Below are 16,929 nucleotides of genomic sequence, written 5' to 3'. Positions count from 1 at the left end.
TTTTCTCCTTACTTTACATGTCCTCTTATATAGTATGAACCCTTAGCATTTTTAACTACATTATCATATGGTATATCAAGTTCTCTTGCTAAAATTTCCATAACTCTTGGTAAGCAGAATCCTCCTTGGCATCTTCCAGCAGTAGCTCTAACTCTTCTTTTAACTCCATCTACAGTCCTTGCTCCAAGTGGTCTGTTTATAGCATCCACTATCTCTCCTTCTGTGACGGATTCACACCTACAGATTATCTTTCCATATCTCTTATCTTTTTTGATTAAGGCATCATGCTCTTCTAGGCTCATTTCACTTGTTTTTGGTGTTGGCTTTCTATCATAAATGAAATTTTCTTTTTCTTCTAATTTTAGTTTCTCACTTACAAGATTTGCCATATAATCTCCTATAGCTGGTGCTGAAGTAAGACCAGGAGATTCTATACCTATACAATCAAAGAATCCATCAAGGCTTTCTTTTAGAATAAAGTCTTCACCCTTTTCATGTGCCCTGTTTCCAGAAAATGATGTTATTACCATTCTTACCGGTACATTTTTAACAGTATCATTTGATTTTTCTATAACTTCTTCTATATGCTCTCTAGTAGATCTTTTGTCTTCCTTATCGTCTATAAAGTCTGATGTAGGTCCTACTAAGGTATTTTCATCTATGGTTGGTGAAACAAGTATTCCCTTACCTTTTTCAGTTGGAAGGTTAAACATAACATGTTTTACAAAACCTTTAGAATCTTTGTCTAAGAGTAAGTACTCACCACGTCTTGCCCTTATTTCGTATTTTTCATCTGAGACCTTATTATGAATTTCATCAGAATGAATTCCAGCTGCATTTACAATAGTCTTTGTCTTATATGTATTTTTTTCAGTTTTAACTATCCAATAATCATCTTCTCTTATTGTGTCTATAACTTTTTCATTGAAAACATAATCAACACCATTTATATTTGAAACTTCACCAAAAGCTATAGTCATCAAAAATGGATCTAAAATTCCTGCTTCCTCACAAAATAAGGCTGCTACTACATCATCTGTTACATTTGGCTCAAGCTCTAAAACTTCTTGCCTATTTAAAATCTTCATACCAGAAACACCATTTTCTATACCTTGGTCATAAAGTTTTTGAAGCTTATCCATATCAGCTTCACTGTGGCATAAAACTAGAGTTCCTATTTTTTTATAAGGAAAGGATAGTTTCTTACTAATCTCTTCCATCATATGATTTCCTAAAACATTCATTTTAGCTTTCATAGAACCAGGCTTCGCATCATATCCACCATGGCAGATACCAGAATTTGCCTTTGATGTTTCTGTACATAAGTCCTCATTTTTTTCTATTAATAGAAACTTTCCCTTTTTCTTTGATAAATTGTAGGCTATGGATGTACCTGTAACTCCACCACCAATAATTATTGCATCAAACATTTATTTCTCCTTTTAAGTAATAAAAAAAGCAAGTTAAAGTAAGGCTAACTTTAACTCGCTTTCTCTTTCGTATATTATTCTTATTTGTAGTATACTCTAAATTTTAGATTTTGTAAACTATTCTTCAAAATGATTAGCCCATCCAAAAGCTCTTTGCATAGCTCTTTGCCAGTTTCTATCCTTCTTATCCCTTTCTTCTTTGGATATTTCTGGAATAAATTCTTTATCTACTAATCTATTTTCTTTTATCTCATCTAGATTTTTATAAAATCCTACAGCGAGTCCTGCCAAGTAGCATGCACCTAGAGCTGTTGTTTCAAGTGTTTCTGGTCTTTCTACCTTGGTTTGAATCATATCTGCTTGAAATTGCATTAAGAAATTATTAGCACTTGCTCCACCATCTACTTTTAATTCTTTTAGACTTTCTCCTGAATCTTTCGCCATAGCTGTTAAGACATCATTTGTAAGATAGGCTAGAGATTCAAGTGTTGCCCTAACTATATGGTACTTACTCGTTCCCCTTGATATACCCACAATTGTTCCTCTTGCATAAGGATCCCAGTATGGAGCACCAAGTCCTGTAAAGGCTGGAACTACATAACATCCGTTGGTATCATCTACTTTTGTAGCCATATATTCTGTATCATCAGCAGCATCAACTATCCTAAGTTGATCTCTTAACCATTGGATAGCAGAACCAGCCACGAAGATTGAACCTTCTAGGGCATAGCTTACTTTTCCTTCTTCAAGCCCCCAAGCTATAGTTGTAACTAAGCCATTGTCACTTTTTACTGCTTCTTTTCCCGTATTCATAAGTAAGAAAGCACCTGTTCCATAAGTATTTTTGGCATCTCCAGGGTTAAAGCATGTTTGTCCAAATAAAGCTGCTTGTTGGTCACCTGCAATTCCTGCTATAGGAATTTCACCATTGAAATATCCTGGGAAAGTATTACCATATACAAAGCTTGATGGTTTTACTTCTGGAAGTATGCACCTAGGTATATTTAGCATTTCTAAAAGTTCATCATCCCATTCTAGGGTATGGATATTAAATAACATTGTTCTTGAAGCATTGGTATAGTCTGTTACATGAACTTTTCCACGAGTTAGGTTATAGATTAGCCATGTGTCAACTGTCCCAAACAAAAGCTCTCCATTTTCAGCTCTTTCTTGCCCATTTTCTATATGATCGAGTATCCATCTTATCTTTGTTGCTGAAAAATATGGATCCACTACAAGGCCTGTCTTATTTTGAATCATTTCACGATAGCCATCTTCTACAAGTTTGTCTGCCATATCAGCTGTTCTTCTGCATTGCCAAACGATTGCATTATAGACTGGCTTTCCAGTTTTTTTATCCCAAATTATAGTTGTTTCTCTTTGGTTTGTTATACCAATTGCCTCTATATCTTTAGAATCGATACCAAGCTTTGCTATAGCTTCTGTACAAACCCCTAATTGAGTTGACCAAATTTCTGTAGCATCATGTTCAACCCAGCCTGGGTGTGGGAAAAATTGGGTAAATTCTTTTTGGGCAACTGACTTAATTTCACCTTTCTTGTTAAAAAGAATCGCTCTATTACTTGTTGTTCCAGCATCTAGCGCCATTATGTACTTAGTCATACTAATCTCCTTTACATTTTCCAAACGTTGTAATTTGACGATGATACAGCTACAGCATCAACATTTAAGGCCTCGATAACATCATTTTTATCTCTAATAAGGCCACCTGCAATTATTGGAATAGCAGTTCTTTTCCCTATATCATCTAAGATTTTTGGCATAATACCAGGAAGTATTTCTATAAGGTCACAATTAGCCTTTTTTATGGTTTCTTTGACATTCTCATAAGAAAGAGAGTCTAGGACAAAAAACCTAAGAACAGATATAAGACCGATTTTTCTAGCATATGATGCATTTTGTGATCTTGTAGTAATAATTCCATCGGCATTTGTGTATTTTTTAATAAAGGATGATGAAAGGTAAGATGAAGAAAGTCCTTCTACAAGGTCTTCGTGAACAAGGACTATTTTTCCCTTATCCTTAAGTTTTTCTACTATAAGTGATATAGTTTCAATATTTCCATATAGAACAAAAACTATTTTGTTGCCATTATTTTCTTTTTTTAGGCACTCTCTTAAATCCTTATTATCTTTAATAGCCATAATCACAGGATTTTCATAAAGCAAATCAACTATATCAATCATTTATCCTCCATAAATACACAAAGCGAGCCGGTTATTAATCCTGCTCGCTTCTCCATAATATTCTTATATTTTAATAATATCACAATGTAAAAATAAATGCAATCAATTTCATGAAAAGAATCCAATATTTTCCGAAAAAAAGTGAAGTCCTATAATATTAAAATCTTTTTATTATTTTCTTTATAATAATTTATCTTTACTTTATGAAAACATTTTATTTGTATCTAAAAGCCAAAAGGCTAATTATTTGAAATCTTCATCATTTATTTTTCCCTCTCTTATGCCTTCTCCAAATATAACAGCAGGAATAGTCTTTAAAAATAGCTTCATATCATCAATAAAGTTTACATTTCCAGCATAAAGTCCATCCATCTTAGCCTTTTGCCTAGGTGGAAGATTATCCCTTCCAGATATTTGAGAAAGTCCTGTTATACCTGGTTTTACCTTGCATGCTCCATACTTTTCTCTTAAGTCTAATAATTCAGTTTCTTTTAGGATAACTGGTCTAGGCCCTACAAAGGACATATCCCCCTTTAGGATATTGAAAAGTTGAGGAAGCTCATCAAGGGAAGTCTTTCTCATAAAAGCACCAAATGGTGTTATATAATTTTCTGGATTTTCAAGCTCCCATGTAGATGCATTCTTAGGGGCTGAAGTTGACATAGACCTAAATTTATAGCACTTAAAAGGCTTTCTATAAATTCCTGACCTTTCTTGGATAAAAAGGACAGGGGAATCCCACTCTTTTATTTTTATAATTAAGGCTGTAATCAAAATTATTGGACTAAGTAGTATTAGAGCAATTATTGCCAGTATCTTGTCCAAAATAAATTTTATGTAGTTTTCGTACATATACCCTCCACTTTTACAAGGTAAAGGCACTACTCAAGAGCGCCACTTATTTATTCCTATTTTAATCTAAACTTATTTTTTATGGAATTTTTGTTTAGATAAATAAATTCAATTCTTCTTTACTAAGTTCTCTATATTGTCCAGGATTAAGACTAGAATCAAGTTCTAAATCCCCTATAGCAAGTCTTCTAAGCTTTATTACCTCATTGTTGTTGTTGGAAAATAACCTTTTAACTAAGTGAAATCTACCTTCTGTTACATATACATAGGCTTTTCTTTCATCAAGGATTTCAAGTTTAGCACTTCTTGCTGTATAGTCATCTTCTTTAATATATACTCCATTTCTAAAAATTTCAACTAAAGAAGGATCTATTTTTTTAGAAGTTTCAACCTCATATTTTTTCCAAATATTTGAATTTGGACTTATAAGCTTATGGACAAATTTCCCATCAGTTGACATTAATAAAAGTCCTGTTGTATCCTTATCGAGTCTTCCGACTATTGATATATCAAGATTTAGGTAAAAATCATCCAAGTCTTGCATTACAGTTCCATCAAGTTCATTTGATTGACAAATAAGACCTTCTCGCTTATTCATCATAATATAAATATTGTCAAAATAGTCTACTAACTCTCCCATATAAACTACCTCATCTACATTAGGATCAACCTTTGTTGATGAATCCTTTATGATTTCTCCATTTATAAGAAGAGCTCCCTTTTTGGCGTTTCTTTTTATATTTTTTCTTGTATCAAGATTGGCATTTCCAATCATTTTATCTACTCTCATTATCATCTTAATCTCCTATAATATTTCCAACTAGTCTTTCAAGCTCTCTAAAACTTTCTTTAAATTCCTCTAAGTATTCTTCCCCTTTGGGGGTTATATAATGATATTTTCTCTTAGGTCCAAGCTTAGACTTCTCCTTTGATGAAAGGATAAGACCCTTATTGGATAATCTTTGTAGGATTGGATAAACTGTTGACTCTGTCATATTATAAAAACCATTTAGCCTTAGATTTTCTACAATCTCATAACCATATGTTTCTTTATTTTTAATTATTTGAAGAATTACCCCTTCGATAACTCCTTTTAACATTTGAGATTCCATATTATCACCTAAGAATATTGTATTACATAGTAGTCCTTTTTCAAGCTCTATCACAAAAGTAAGCCATAGGACAAAACTTGCACTCATCTCTATTACTTGTTTTTACTTCAATATTTCTCTTAACTATATTTTTAGCAAGATTATCAATCATACTTATATTAAAGTTATCTCTCTTAACTTTAATAAGCTTATCACTTTCTATAAAATAAAGGTATAAGTCTTTTATCTTTTTGTTATTATACACAAACAAGTTGTAGTAAGTAAGGAGTTGGTTTTTATATCTTTCTAAATAATTCTCATTTACTTTTCCCGTCTTTATATCAACAATCGAACCATCTTCTAAAACCACATCAATATTTCCTTGAAGTAAATAAAATCCTCTGTCAAGCTTTAGGTTAAGCTCTGATTCTTTTATATTAAAATCTCTATTTACAAAATTTTCTATTGGCTTTTGATATATTTTATTATTTTTTATAAATTCATTTACTAAATCTAATGACTTGCCCTCCTTTTGAAGATTAGTCAAAAACTCAGCTATAGCATGGACATTTGAACCAAAGATTAAAGACTTGCTTTTTTCTTTTCTAAAAGATAAAAGCCTTATGAATTTGTATTTTAAAGGACAAGACTTATAAACTTCAATGTCAGTTGTGTATGCTAATATTTCTTTTTTTACTTCTTCTTTTTCAAATTTAAGGTCAAGAGTCGATAAATTTGATGAATTATTCAGACCTTTTTGGAAATTTTTGATTTGAAAATTCTCTGAGTTATCTAAAATTACTAAAAGTTTTTTAGCTCTGGTCATAGCTGTATAGTACTTTCTGAAAAAATTTTTATACTCATTATTTCCATTTTTATCTCTTATGTTTTTAGAAAAACCCATCTTAGGACTTGATGGATTCTCATAAAGACCAGATACAAAAACTACATCATACTCAAGTCCTTTTGATTGGTGGATAGTTAAAAAATTTATAGCATTTTTTGGTGTATCAAAATCTTCAAATTCAGGAACCAGCTCATTTTTAAAGAGATAAAAAATATATCCATAAAAAAGCTCTACTGACTTTTGGTAAAAGTTAATATCAGGTCCATTTATATCAATGAAATCAGTTATAATCTCAGTAAATTTTCCTATATTTGAAAGATTACGAATAGCCTTTAGTCCTTTAAGTTCTTGGTCAAGGTAGGATTTCACTATAGGTAGTTTAAAAGATTCATAGATTATATCAGTATAAGATAAATTTTCTTTGATTTTTTCTTTTTTATTACTTATAAAACAATTTAAATCCTTATCTTTTTTGAAATTCACATCATCAAAGATAGATATAAGATAGGTCTTAAAACGCGTCTCCTGTGCTCTTTTATAATTATTTTCATTAGAACCTTCTTTTGATTTTGGCTTTCTTGAATATATGGAAAGAAGGATAAAAAGCAAAATCCTTACCTCATCTCTTCTAAAAAAAAGCTTAGATGACTTGTTTAAGACTCCTATTTTATTAAATTCAAAAAATGACTGAAGATCTTTTGGATACTTGTGTTTTAAGCTTGGAAAAAGAAAGGCTATTTGATTTAAATTAATATCCTTATTTAACTCTTTTATAATCTTTAGTATATTATCATAGTTTAAAGCCCTTGCCCTTACCACTGTATTGTGATTATTTTCTTCATCAAAAGCCTTAAGATCTTTAATCTGATCAAAGGCACCACTTTGAGATAAAAAATCCTTGGACTTATCTATAATTTCCTGATTCGATCTGTAGTTTATATTAAGACTATAAAAATTGGCCTTGCACTTAAGCTTTCTCTCGCAAGTCTTATTAAAATCTGTGAGGTTTTCTGGACTTGCTCCCCTAAAAGCATAAAGTGATTGATCATCATCTCCAAAAACCATGATATTCTTACCTTTTAAAAGTTTAAACCCTATCTCTTCTTGGATATGATTAGTATCTTGATACTCATCTATTATTACAAAATCTATCTCATCCCTGATTTTTCTCCCATATTCAAAATCATCTAAAAGATTGTAGAAATTTTTAAGGATAAGCTGATAATTAATAAGCTTATTTTCATCCAAAAAACTCGCCCATTTTAAATAAATTTCAAGACCTAATCTATCTTTTTTATCATTGGACTCCCTTAAAGCATTCAAATCTATAAGGTTGTTGGTAATATAGGAAAATATTCCCATAATTTGACCAACTTCATTATAGGAAATATAAGTGTCAAAATCATCAATATTTTTAAAGATATGAAGATTTTTTTCAAGTAAATAGCCTTCCATAGCTTGGTCAATGACCCTTTTTTCTAAAATATCCCCACTAAAGGATTTGTATTTTCTTAAAAAATTCAAGGCAAGAGAATGGAAATTCCCTATAAGCATATTGGAAGTATCAGCCTTGATATTTTCTTTTTTAAGCTCGGATTCAACCCTTTCTATAAGCTCATTGGCAGCTTTTTTGGTAAAACTTGTAACAAGAATCCTATTGGGAGCAAGACCATCATTTTTGATTAAAGATATAATTTTTCTAACTATAGTAAATGTCTTTCCAGTCCCAGGACCTGCTATAACACAAGCTGGATATTTTGATTCATTCACTATAATTTCTTGACTTTTATTTATCATAATACTAACTCATAGGCAATTCTTTCGCTTCTTCCCTTTCCATCATCTACAAAACATGGCCCAATCTTTTTAAAATCAAACTTTTTTATCAAAGATTTCATCTTAAAGTTATCTCTATGGGTATCAATCCTAACAGATGAAAGCCCTCTATCCTTAGCAAAAGCTATGATTTCGCCCAAAAACTTCTTAGAAATCCCCTTTCCTTTCGAACATTTTTTGATACTTAATCTATGTATAGTAAAAAAATCATCATGTTTTTTGAAGCCTTTTTCAATAGGCTCATAATCCTTTTCATAATCTTCTTTAAGATAAGCAAATGAAACAATTTCACCATCTACTATATAAACATAGCCTTGATTAGATTCTATATTTTTCCTTATATCATCTATTTTAGGAAGACCATTTTGCCATTGGTCTATCCCGTCTTCTTTAAGTGAAAGCTTCCCATCTTCAATTATTTCCATTACATTTTTCAAATCTTTTAATTCTGCTTTTCTCATAGCTTTATTATACTTTAATTTGATGAATTTAATATTTTAAAATACTTATTTAATAAAATAAAAAGTTCAAGGATTAAATTAGTTATACTATTTCTTAATATATAATCATAATAAGTAAACTGAAATTACAAAGTAAAATAAATCTAACTTTTATTTTTATGATATCTATCAATAAAACATTATAACTAAAAAGACTATGAGTTTTCAAACTCGTAGCCTTTCATTTTGCTATATAGAAGCTTTAATATTTAGTTTTGTTCTAATTCCTAGTTCATATATACTTTTATTAATTTTTAGACCACATCTACATATTCATTTAGCTTATTTAGAATATTAAGTAGGCTTCTAATTTCTTTTTTATTATCTTTAAAAATTTTTGTAATAGAGCCTATTGATTTAAAAGACTCTTTTTAGAAGACTTCCATAGATAGGTAGTTATTTTTCTTTAGGTAATTGGTTATGGTTTTTACAAACATTTGTTGCTCATAGTTTAGTTTATTTTCTCTATAAAATTCAGCAAAGGCTTTGTTTATACTATCTTGACTTAATCCTGTTATCGATCTTATAATTATTAATTTATGATACGATCATCCTTTACTTTTGATTTTACATAGTGCTTAGCTTTTTCCCTATATATTTTAAGAGCTTCTTCAAAAAATTCAACATCATTTTCTTTTATACTAATAAATTCATCCTTAAAGTTTGAATAGTAGCTTTTTTGTTCTTTAAGGCCAATTAAAGGCATAAAATCTCTAAGAGCTAGCCTTATTTCTTCAAATTTCATAAGGCCTATATCTTTCCAAAAATTATCGTCTTCTATGTTTTTTAATAGGTAAGATTTTTCTTAATCGCCTTTCTTTATATTTTCCTTTTTTGGATAGGTTTTTGGCAGTCTGCCTTATAGTTTTTATAGCAATTATATTTAAGTTGCCTTGTAATAAACCTAATTCAAGTTGAAGCATGGAATTATGAAATCTTTGGGTAAGTTCGTGACTTTCAGGCAGATTAATAATCCTTCCTATTTTATCAAAATCATTTATATCTTTATTTTCTATCCTAGGCCATAAATTAAAATCAGAAAACTTGGTGACTTCTTCAATAAGATTTTTTATCCTAAATTACTTTCTATCGAGCTTTTTACATCCTTATAAAGCTGCATTATAAAATTGTCCCCTAATTCCTTGTACTTACTATCAAACTTATCATTTTCTAAATATCTATTATTCTAATTTTTGTAAATAAGCTATCTCTTAGCACTTTGTTTTTCATCAAAGATTTTAATAACAAGATGTCACTACAGGGTAAAAAATCTAAAACAATATCAATAAACTTAAAAACTTAATTGTTTTTTATTTTGGTGGTTATTAAACATTATGTCTTTTAGCATTTTATTCTATATTCACTTTTTGCAAACAAAAAGATAATGATTACTTGCTCCTAGTAACTCTTCTTTATCACAATGAGCAAGGTGCCAATCAATATATCTTCCATAAGATAAGTTACTCATATCATTAATCTGATTTTGTAATAATTCAGAATATCCACTTGTGGCAACTTTTCTAATGATTATAAGATTTTCCTTTTCAAGCATTTCAATGCACTCTGATAATGTAAAGAAAATAAAGGGTCTATTTATAAGTCTTTGCTTTGTGGGATTATATCCTTCAGTTTCAAAAAAATTTGAATTATAGACCATTTCTGTCATTGGAATCATGTCATGGTTGATAAAAGATACTAGTATATGTCCTCCAGCTTTAACAACACGCTTTGCTTCACTAAGTGTATGTACTCTGTCTTCTTCGCTTGATAAGTGATACATAGGTCCAAATAGCAGGACTATATCGAAATATTCATCTTTTAGCTCTTCCATATTAAGTGAACTTTTATTTTCAACTGTAATATTCTGCAAATTATTCTTTTTGATTTTTTCTTTTATTTGTATATAGTTATTAGTTGCAGGTTCATAAGCAATAACTTTATTTACTTTTTCAGCCAAAGGGATACTGTAAACCCCAGTTCCTGCTCCAACATCTAGAATTTTTGAATCTTGACTAATATAATTAGAAATTTCTTTTAAGGTAGTAATTTTTTCAATCTGACCTGATTTACTAAATAGTCTTTTTTCTTCGTCAAAAAATTTATACAATTTCTCATTTCTAATAAAATCATTATCTATTTTTGAAATTTCTTTAAAATCCATTTTTTATTCCTCTTATATTTTTCGCAGATAACTCTAAAATCCATTCATCATCTTTACTATATGCCGTTGTCATAATTATGAAATAAGGTCCACTTCTTACATCTTAAATAAAATATTAGTACAATTAATAAATACATTTATTTTCATCAAATCTATTTTTTATACTTAATTTTCTCTATTCTGATAACTCTTTAATTCTAAATTATTTAACCTTTCTAGAGAAATTAGTTGTGCTCTAGCCAAGTTTCTTAGCTCAATCATTCTTTCTTTTTGACAAATTCCCTTTTCAATTAAAATCACATTATATGACTCCATATGGCAAGTACTAAGAGTTCATTAAGGCTTGCATAGTCCTTCATGTTTCTTTTTAGTTTTGGATTTTCTTCTCTCCGCTGTCTGGCTATTTTTTTAAATAATGCCACGTTTAACATATCAGCTTCACTTGCATATTTAAATGACAATTGTTCATTCGTCAAATCTTTTATCAAATATTCTTTGCTTGCATAAGTATGAATTTTATAATTTATCTTTAATATTTCTCTATGAAGATTCCATGATAGAGATAATTTTAAATTTTCATCTTCCTTTAATCTCTGATAATCTTTTATTATATATAGTTCAAACTCAGCTGATATCCAAAATGCAAATTTAAACGCAATATCTTTATGGACGAAAGTTCCTCCGCATCTTCCAAGTTTTGCAAATAATCCAATTACATTTGTTGTTTTTTGCCACTTTTGAGGTGATAGAGTAAAAGCATCGCTACCTGCTTCTTGTAATACCACTCGAATTCGAGGGGGTTAAAATTTGGATTGTTTAACTTACTCTCATATCCCTAAATATTCATAGTATTATAATTTCTCATACAATTGGCTACAACGACATTGAACTCTTGCTTATTTTTATATTTAGCTATATCTGTTAAGCTAATATAATCATTCTTAAAGTCTTCAGTATAAACTTGAATGCTAAATCCCTTAGCAGTAATCTTTTCCTTTCTAATCTTTGTCAACTTACTTCCTCCTTATACTGGTATACTCCTTACAATAATTATATTATTACCCTAAGCAGCACACCAAATATTTATTTTTTGAGTTTTAAACTTTGGTAGAAACTCTAAACTCCTTATATTTACATAACTATTTTCCTCTATCATTATTATGACACAAAAGCCGGGTTTCTTAATCTAATTGTGAAAGTATTCTAAATATGAATCGACTTTGTTTATGATAGTATCTTTAGCATCCTGAGTCCAGGATAGATAAACATTTCTTTCCATTGCAATAATCAATGCAATAAATGGCGCAATTAACTTTTCTAAATTTAACAATTGGTAATCAATGCCACCATACTCATCAATGAATAATTGTTTGTTTTCTTTAGAAAACCAATAAGTAACATTCAAAATATCCGATATATATGAACCTTTGCCAAGCATATTATAATCGAACATAAATGCTTTACTTTCATCTATGCTAACCACCATATTTGTATAATAGAAATCCTGATAGATAAGAGTCTTCTTAGCATTTCTCATTTTTTCACAAATTCTAGGATAAAAGTTCATAAAGTTTATAAACGATTTTTCATTAGATAAATCAAATTTATTAGCCATCTTATATAAATTTAATTCAGACAGATAATCCCATTGAGAATATAAATTGTTATCCTCAGCATATTTCATACCATTTTTATGGAGAAGTTTATACCATCTCGCCAAGGCCTTAATAATATTTTTATTTTCAAAATCTTCCTTCTGACCTAAACGAAATTCAAATGATCCATTAATATTTTCAAGAAGAATTGAAGATTGTGTACTTCCAAACACTTGAATTGTCGGAATATTCAAGGATTTTAGAGTTTGATAATAACTAATTTCTCTACGAAATTCTTTATTGTAGAAATATTTTAATACATATGAATGACCTGGTGTTTCAACACGATATACACCAATTCCATCTTTTTCTCGAATCAAATTGACTTTAGTATTTTCTAATTGGTATTCTATTAATTCTTCTATAATTTTTTTATCATTAGTCATATAAATATCCTTTTCCAATAAATTATGAACCATCTCTTATTAGTTTTCTAGTAGAATGATTGAAAGCCAATGTCCATCTTACTATCTGCCATTATCACAATTATGACAAGAGACCCAGGCGTTAAATCTACTCATCACTTAATATATTAATGTAATATTTAGGCCTTTCAATTAAATAACCAGCAAATAAATTTTCCATATCTGATAAATCTCCTTTAGTATGATGTTCGTTAAAATCTTTATAGTAAGAAACTCTATTAGTAAACTTAATATCAATAGGAGGGTAGCCTGTTTTAATTAGCTCTAAGTTGACCAAGAATCTTCCAGTCCTTACATTTCCATCTATAAATGGATGAATTGCTTCATATTCAATATGGAATTTATTCAAATTTGAAACAATATTTTCTGAAGCTTCTTGATATCAATTTAATAACTCATTCATCTTGGGCTCTCTTAAATAGGGTTGCACTGATTCATACTTAACTCTCATTATACCTTAACTCTCATTATACGAGCAGGAACTGTTCAATAAACTTCTCTATCATCTTTTTTATCTGATAAAATCAAATAATGTATTTGCTTAATAATACTCTCTGTTAATTGTGCTTTCTCTTTTACTAAGGACCTTACAAAATCAAAAGCTTCTTTGTGACCTATTGCTTCGAGGTAATATTTTAAGGGTTTTCTGTCAATCGTCAGCCCCTTAAAACCATATCTTTTTCTCTTAGGGTTAGTGTATTCCTTTCAATAGCATTAGAGTTAAAAGTATATTCAACTTTAAATTCTTCGTTTAGTCCTCTAGCCTTCCCCAAGTTAGTGGACGTTTGTTATCTAATATCTTTTTATTCTTTTCAATTTTAAACAGTAAATCATCAACTTTTTTCAAACATCCATCTTAGATTTTTTTCACTTGAAGGAATCTACCAAAGTTTGCCTCTACGAAAAGCAACTGGAATTTTTTCCTCTTTCAAGAGCACTCATATTCTTCTATCTGAAATTTCCCATTTCTCTGTGGCTTCTTTTATACTAATACATTTTCATCACATAAAGCATATTATAAAAGGCTTTTTCAGAATGAAATAAATCGTTTTTCGGAATAAAGGAATCTATGTAGGTAAATAAAATAACTACTCTATTTCAGTAAGTAGTGTAAATGTCTCAGGAATATTAAATATTTCATCTTTTAAAAACAAAGGATAAAAATATAAATCTGTTAGTGAATCAAAGTATAACCATTCAAAGTCATGGGTATGGTTACCTTCTTGTAAAGTAAATTTATTTCCCTTTTGTGAAATAGATGTATTTTCAATATCCATTAAAAAGTAAATACACAGCTCATGATATTGAAGTTTATCTACATTTTCTCGAAAGAAAGCTTGGTTAAGCCATAGCGGTCTAATAATCGAAGCATCTATTTCAAGCTCTTCCTTTATCTCACGAATGATTGCATCTTCTGCTCGTTCCCCTATCATAACTCGTCCACCTGGCAAATAATAATAAGAGGATCTCTCGTCTTTCATCGCCAAAATTTTATTTTCTTTGATGATTATCCCACATACTCTATAATTAAATTTTTCTTTATTATTTATAAAACTAATATCCATCTTCTCTCCTAATACACGTTATTTCAAGTTGGTTTTTAAATTATCGTTCAAATTCTATTAATTGTTATTTTTATTTTTTTGTAGAGGCTCTAAAACCAAGTATCCATCGTAACTATCTGACGTTGTCATAAGGTGAAACGAAACTCACAAGCTGGATCTATTATTAAATCATCAGCTTTTGTCTAACTAGTTCTACTATCATTTTTATAATATATCTTGGTGTGCGAAGAAGTTTGGATAAAAGGTATTCGTAGATATTTCCTTTTATGTCGTTATCTTCTGTAGGAAGTTCATCTATAGCCTTCTACTATTTTTTGTAAAGTTTTAGCCTTATTTATTTTGACGTTTTCATCTTTTTCGAGGTTTATATCTCTTTCATCAAGACATTTAATAAAAAATAGGTATGTAATTTGCTCTATATTTGTAAGTGGTTGGTTTAACCCTCTATACACAAGGTAGTCCAGATGGAGTCCACCTTATTTCTAATTTCTCCTATTAACATAAATCTCTAATTTTTTATGTCATTATACTATAATTTATGTAAATTTAAGCAATAGAAAAGACCCAGCAAGGGCCTTTCTACGATTATGGTTTGATATTTTTACCAAGCAGGTATCCAAGCTCCACCTGTGAATTTCTCGTAGTCTTTTTTTGTTTCGTCTGTTTGATAGTAGTTTCTAACAAAGTCATTTAATACTTTATCATCTTTTCTATCTTTTTTAGCTACGATTATATTAACATATGGGTTGTCATCTGTTGGTTTTGATTCTTCAAATTTTAGTGCTGGAAACTCTGTTGCAATCTTTGAGTCAAGTGCAAAGGTGTCATTTACTACAGCAAGAGCTGCCGATTCTAGGTTTCTTGCTGTTTGTGAGGCATCTACTTCAATTATTTCAAGTTTTTTAGGGTTTTCTGAAATATCTGTTACAGTTACTGGATCTCCTTTTTTGCCATTTACTTTTATAAGCCCTGCATCTTGAAGTAAGAATAAGGCTCTTGCTCCGTTTGATGCATCATTTGGAATTACTACTTTATCACCGTCTTTTACTTCATCAAGTGACTTGTATTGTTTAGAGTAGATTCCTAAAGGTGCAAGCATTGTATTTCCTATAGATACTAAATCTGTTCCATGGTCTTTGTTAAATCCTTCTAGGAACTTTTTGTGTTGATAGGCATTTAGGTCAATATCACCTGCTTCTAGAGCTTCGTTTGGCTGGTTATAGTCGCCGAATACTACAATTTCAATTTTATTGCCTGTTTTTTCTTCATATCTTTTAGCAACTTCTTTTAATACATCATTAAATTCTCCAACAACACCAATTTTTATGGTTTGTTTTTCACTTGCTTGTGTAGAATTTGATGTATCATTTGAAGCTGCCTTTTTGCTATCATCTTTATTATTATTTCCACACGCTGTTATTCCAATAATTAGTGCAAGACTTAATCCGATTTTTGCTAGTTTTTTCATTATTCTCTCCTTATTTTACCATGCTGGTATTTCTGAACCTTTTGATTCTTTTTCTACTATTTTTTTTGTTTCGTCTGTTTGATAGTAGTTTTTAACTATATTTTCTAAAGTTTTTGAGTCCTTATCTTCTTTTTTAGCTGCTATTATATTTACATAAATTGCTTTTGCCGGATCATTTTTATCTTCAAGATAGATTGCATCTTCTGTTGGAATAAATCCTGCATCTACTGCCATCCCTGAGTTTATTACTGATGCCTTAACTTCTGTTAGGTTTCTTGCTGTTTGTGAGGCATCAAGTTCTATTATCTCAAGGTTTTTAGGGTTATTTTTAATATTGGCAACTGTAATAGCATCTCCTTCTTTTCCATTAAGCTCTATTAGGCCTGCTGATTGAAGTAAGAAAAGTGCACGTGCTCCATTGGTTGGGTCGTTTGGAATAGCGATTTTATCACCAATTTCAATTTCTTTTACATCTTTAATCTTATCTGAGTATATTCCCATTGGTGCAAGTAGGGTGTCTCCTATAGATACTATGTCTGTCTTATGGGATTGATTATAGTCTTCCAAGAATTTCTTGTGTTGGAAAGCATTAATGTCAATATCTCCTGAATTCAATGCCTCGTTTGGTTGATTATAATCTGAAAAAGATATGATTTCAATTCTCTTCCCTGTGTCTTTTTCATATCTTTTGGCTATATCTTGCCATACCTCGTTTTTTTCACCAACTACACCAAGTTTAATAGTATCAGCATTGGCAAATCTGTCTTCTGCTTGACTTTGATTTGAAGAGTTATTACTTTCTACATTTTTATTACTACTATTATTTGAACAAGCTGTAACTGAAAGTATAAGTCCAAATGTAAGTGCTAGTTTTGTAAGTTTTTTCATCATT

17 protein-coding genes and 1 pseudogene are annotated in these 16,929 nt (G+C 30.0%); all 18 read right to left on the bottom strand.

Going from position 1 to position 16,929, the window contains the following annotated elements; genetic code table 11:
• Nucleotides 1-8: 8 nt before the first annotated feature.
• Nucleotides 9-1,430 carry an NAD(P)/FAD-dependent oxidoreductase gene (locus SOR60_RS06590; protein WP_154540926.1) on the bottom strand — a complete coding sequence of 474 codons (1,422 nt, stop codon included), beginning with the start codon at nt 1,428-1,430 and terminating at the stop codon, nt 9-11.
• Nucleotides 1,431-1,547: 117 nt separating this feature from the next.
• Complete coding sequence (gene glpK, locus SOR60_RS06585) at nt 1,548-3,053, bottom strand: glycerol kinase GlpK (protein ID WP_154540924.1); 1,506 nt, start codon at nt 3,051-3,053, stop codon at nt 1,548-1,550.
• An 11-nt stretch (nt 3,054-3,064) separates the two neighbouring features.
• Nucleotides 3,065-3,637 (bottom strand): glycerol-3-phosphate responsive antiterminator, encoded by a 573-nt coding sequence (locus SOR60_RS06580; protein ID WP_154540922.1) that lies wholly within the window; start codon nt 3,635-3,637, stop codon nt 3,065-3,067.
• A 243-nt stretch (nt 3,638-3,880) separates the two neighbouring features.
• A complete protein-coding gene (locus tag SOR60_RS06575; RefSeq protein ID WP_154540920.1) occupies nt 3,881-4,489 on the bottom strand; it encodes a sugar transferase in 609 nt (202 codons plus the stop codon).
• A 94-nt stretch (nt 4,490-4,583) separates the two neighbouring features.
• The gene (locus SOR60_RS06570; protein ID WP_154540918.1) at nt 4,584-5,285 is read right to left on the bottom strand and encodes a pseudouridine synthase; all 702 of its coding nucleotides are present in this window, start codon (nt 5,283-5,285) and stop codon (nt 4,584-4,586) included.
• A gap of 1 nt (nt 5,286) precedes the next feature.
• A complete protein-coding gene (locus SOR60_RS06565; RefSeq protein WP_154540916.1) occupies nt 5,287-5,601 on the bottom strand; it encodes a PadR family transcriptional regulator in 315 nt (104 codons plus the stop codon).
• Between the two features lie 40 nt (nt 5,602-5,641).
• Complete coding sequence (locus SOR60_RS06560) at nt 5,642-8,224, bottom strand: ATP-dependent DNA helicase (RefSeq protein WP_154540914.1); 2,583 nt, start codon at nt 8,222-8,224, stop codon at nt 5,642-5,644.
• Complete coding sequence (locus SOR60_RS06555; protein WP_154540912.1) at nt 8,221-8,724, bottom strand: GNAT family N-acetyltransferase; 504 nt, start codon at nt 8,722-8,724, stop codon at nt 8,221-8,223. Before SOR60_RS06555 ends, SOR60_RS06560 begins: the two co-directional genes overlap by 4 nt.
• Before the next feature lie 410 nt (nt 8,725-9,134).
• Nucleotides 9,135-9,281, bottom strand: a complete 147-nt coding sequence (locus tag SOR60_RS10505) for a hypothetical protein (protein WP_407654225.1) — start codon at nt 9,279-9,281, stop codon at nt 9,135-9,137.
• A 14-nt stretch (nt 9,282-9,295) separates the two neighbouring features.
• Nucleotides 9,296-9,508, bottom strand: coding sequence for a hypothetical protein (locus SOR60_RS06550; RefSeq protein WP_154540910.1), 213 nt, complete (start codon nt 9,506-9,508; stop codon nt 9,296-9,298).
• Between the two features lie 615 nt (nt 9,509-10,123).
• Entirely contained in the window at nt 10,124-10,924 is an 801-nt protein-coding gene (locus tag SOR60_RS06545; protein WP_154540908.1) for a class I SAM-dependent methyltransferase, read from the bottom strand.
• Between the two features lie 165 nt (nt 10,925-11,089).
• Nucleotides 11,090-11,936, bottom strand: a pseudogene (locus tag SOR60_RS06540) (KilA-N domain-containing protein).
• A gap of 174 nt (nt 11,937-12,110) precedes the next feature.
• Complete coding sequence (locus SOR60_RS06535) at nt 12,111-12,965, bottom strand: hypothetical protein (protein ID WP_154540906.1); 855 nt, start codon at nt 12,963-12,965, stop codon at nt 12,111-12,113.
• Between the two features lie 127 nt (nt 12,966-13,092).
• Nucleotides 13,093-13,353, bottom strand: coding sequence for a Fic family protein (locus SOR60_RS06530; RefSeq protein ID WP_229771222.1), 261 nt, complete (start codon nt 13,351-13,353; stop codon nt 13,093-13,095).
• Between the two features lie 739 nt (nt 13,354-14,092).
• Nucleotides 14,093-14,569 carry an NUDIX hydrolase gene (locus SOR60_RS06525; RefSeq protein WP_154540904.1) on the bottom strand — a complete coding sequence of 159 codons (477 nt, stop codon included), beginning with the start codon at nt 14,567-14,569 and terminating at the stop codon, nt 14,093-14,095.
• A gap of 290 nt (nt 14,570-14,859) precedes the next feature.
• A complete protein-coding gene (locus SOR60_RS06520; RefSeq protein WP_154540902.1) occupies nt 14,860-15,021 on the bottom strand; it encodes a hypothetical protein in 162 nt (53 codons plus the stop codon).
• Between the two features lie 149 nt (nt 15,022-15,170).
• Nucleotides 15,171-16,037: a MetQ/NlpA family ABC transporter substrate-binding protein gene (locus SOR60_RS06515; protein ID WP_154540901.1), complete on the bottom strand. Its 867-nt coding sequence runs from the start codon at nt 16,035-16,037 to the stop codon at nt 15,171-15,173.
• Between the two features lie 15 nt (nt 16,038-16,052).
• On the bottom strand, nt 16,053-16,925 hold the full coding sequence (locus SOR60_RS06510; protein ID WP_154540899.1) for a MetQ/NlpA family ABC transporter substrate-binding protein: 873 nt from the start codon (nt 16,923-16,925) through the stop codon (nt 16,053-16,055).
• Nucleotides 16,926-16,929: the final 4 nt, after the last annotated feature.

This window comes from Anaerococcus porci (genome assembly GCF_034090325.1).
Classification (GTDB): domain Bacteria; phylum Bacillota; class Clostridia; order Tissierellales; family Peptoniphilaceae; genus Anaerococcus; species Anaerococcus porci.
This window is presented reverse-complemented; position numbering and strand designations above follow the sequence as displayed.

Excerpts from the sequence above, each read along its gene's own strand:
- SOR60_RS06525 (WP_154540904.1), bottom strand. The coding sequence starts at position 14,569 with ATGGATATTAGTTTTATAAATAATAAAGAAAAATTTAATTATAGAGTA.
- SOR60_RS06580 (WP_154540922.1), bottom strand. The coding sequence starts at position 3,637 with ATGATTGATATAGTTGATTTGCTTTATGAAAATCCTGTGATTATGGCT.
- SOR60_RS06560 (WP_154540914.1), bottom strand. The coding sequence starts at position 8,224 with ATGATAAATAAAAGTCAAGAAATTATAGTGAATGAATCAAAATATCCA.
- SOR60_RS06570 (WP_154540918.1), bottom strand. The coding sequence starts at position 5,285 with ATGATAATGAGAGTAGATAAAATGATTGGAAATGCCAATCTTGATACA.
- SOR60_RS06575 (WP_154540920.1), bottom strand. The coding sequence starts at position 4,489 with ATGTACGAAAACTACATAAAATTTATTTTGGACAAGATACTGGCAATA.
- SOR60_RS06535 (WP_154540906.1), bottom strand. The coding sequence starts at position 12,965 with ATGACTAATGATAAAAAAATTATAGAAGAATTAATAGAATACCAATTA.
- SOR60_RS06515 (WP_154540901.1), bottom strand. The coding sequence starts at position 16,037 with ATGAAAAAACTAGCAAAAATCGGATTAAGTCTTGCACTAATTATTGGA.
- SOR60_RS06510 (WP_154540899.1), bottom strand. The coding sequence starts at position 16,925 with ATGAAAAAACTTACAAAACTAGCACTTACATTTGGACTTATACTTTCA.
- SOR60_RS06545 (WP_154540908.1), bottom strand. The coding sequence starts at position 10,924 with ATGGATTTTAAAGAAATTTCAAAAATAGATAATGATTTTATTAGAAAT.
- glpK (WP_154540924.1), bottom strand. The coding sequence starts at position 3,053 with ATGACTAAGTACATAATGGCGCTAGATGCTGGAACAACAAGTAATAGA.
- SOR60_RS06565 (WP_154540916.1), bottom strand. The coding sequence starts at position 5,601 with ATGGAATCTCAAATGTTAAAAGGAGTTATCGAAGGGGTAATTCTTCAA.
- SOR60_RS06550 (WP_154540910.1), bottom strand. The coding sequence starts at position 9,508 with ATGAAATTTGAAGAAATAAGGCTAGCTCTTAGAGATTTTATGCCTTTA.
- SOR60_RS06590 (WP_154540926.1), bottom strand. The coding sequence starts at position 1,430 with ATGTTTGATGCAATAATTATTGGTGGTGGAGTTACAGGTACATCCATA.
- SOR60_RS06555 (WP_154540912.1), bottom strand. The coding sequence starts at position 8,724 with ATGAGAAAAGCAGAATTAAAAGATTTGAAAAATGTAATGGAAATAATT.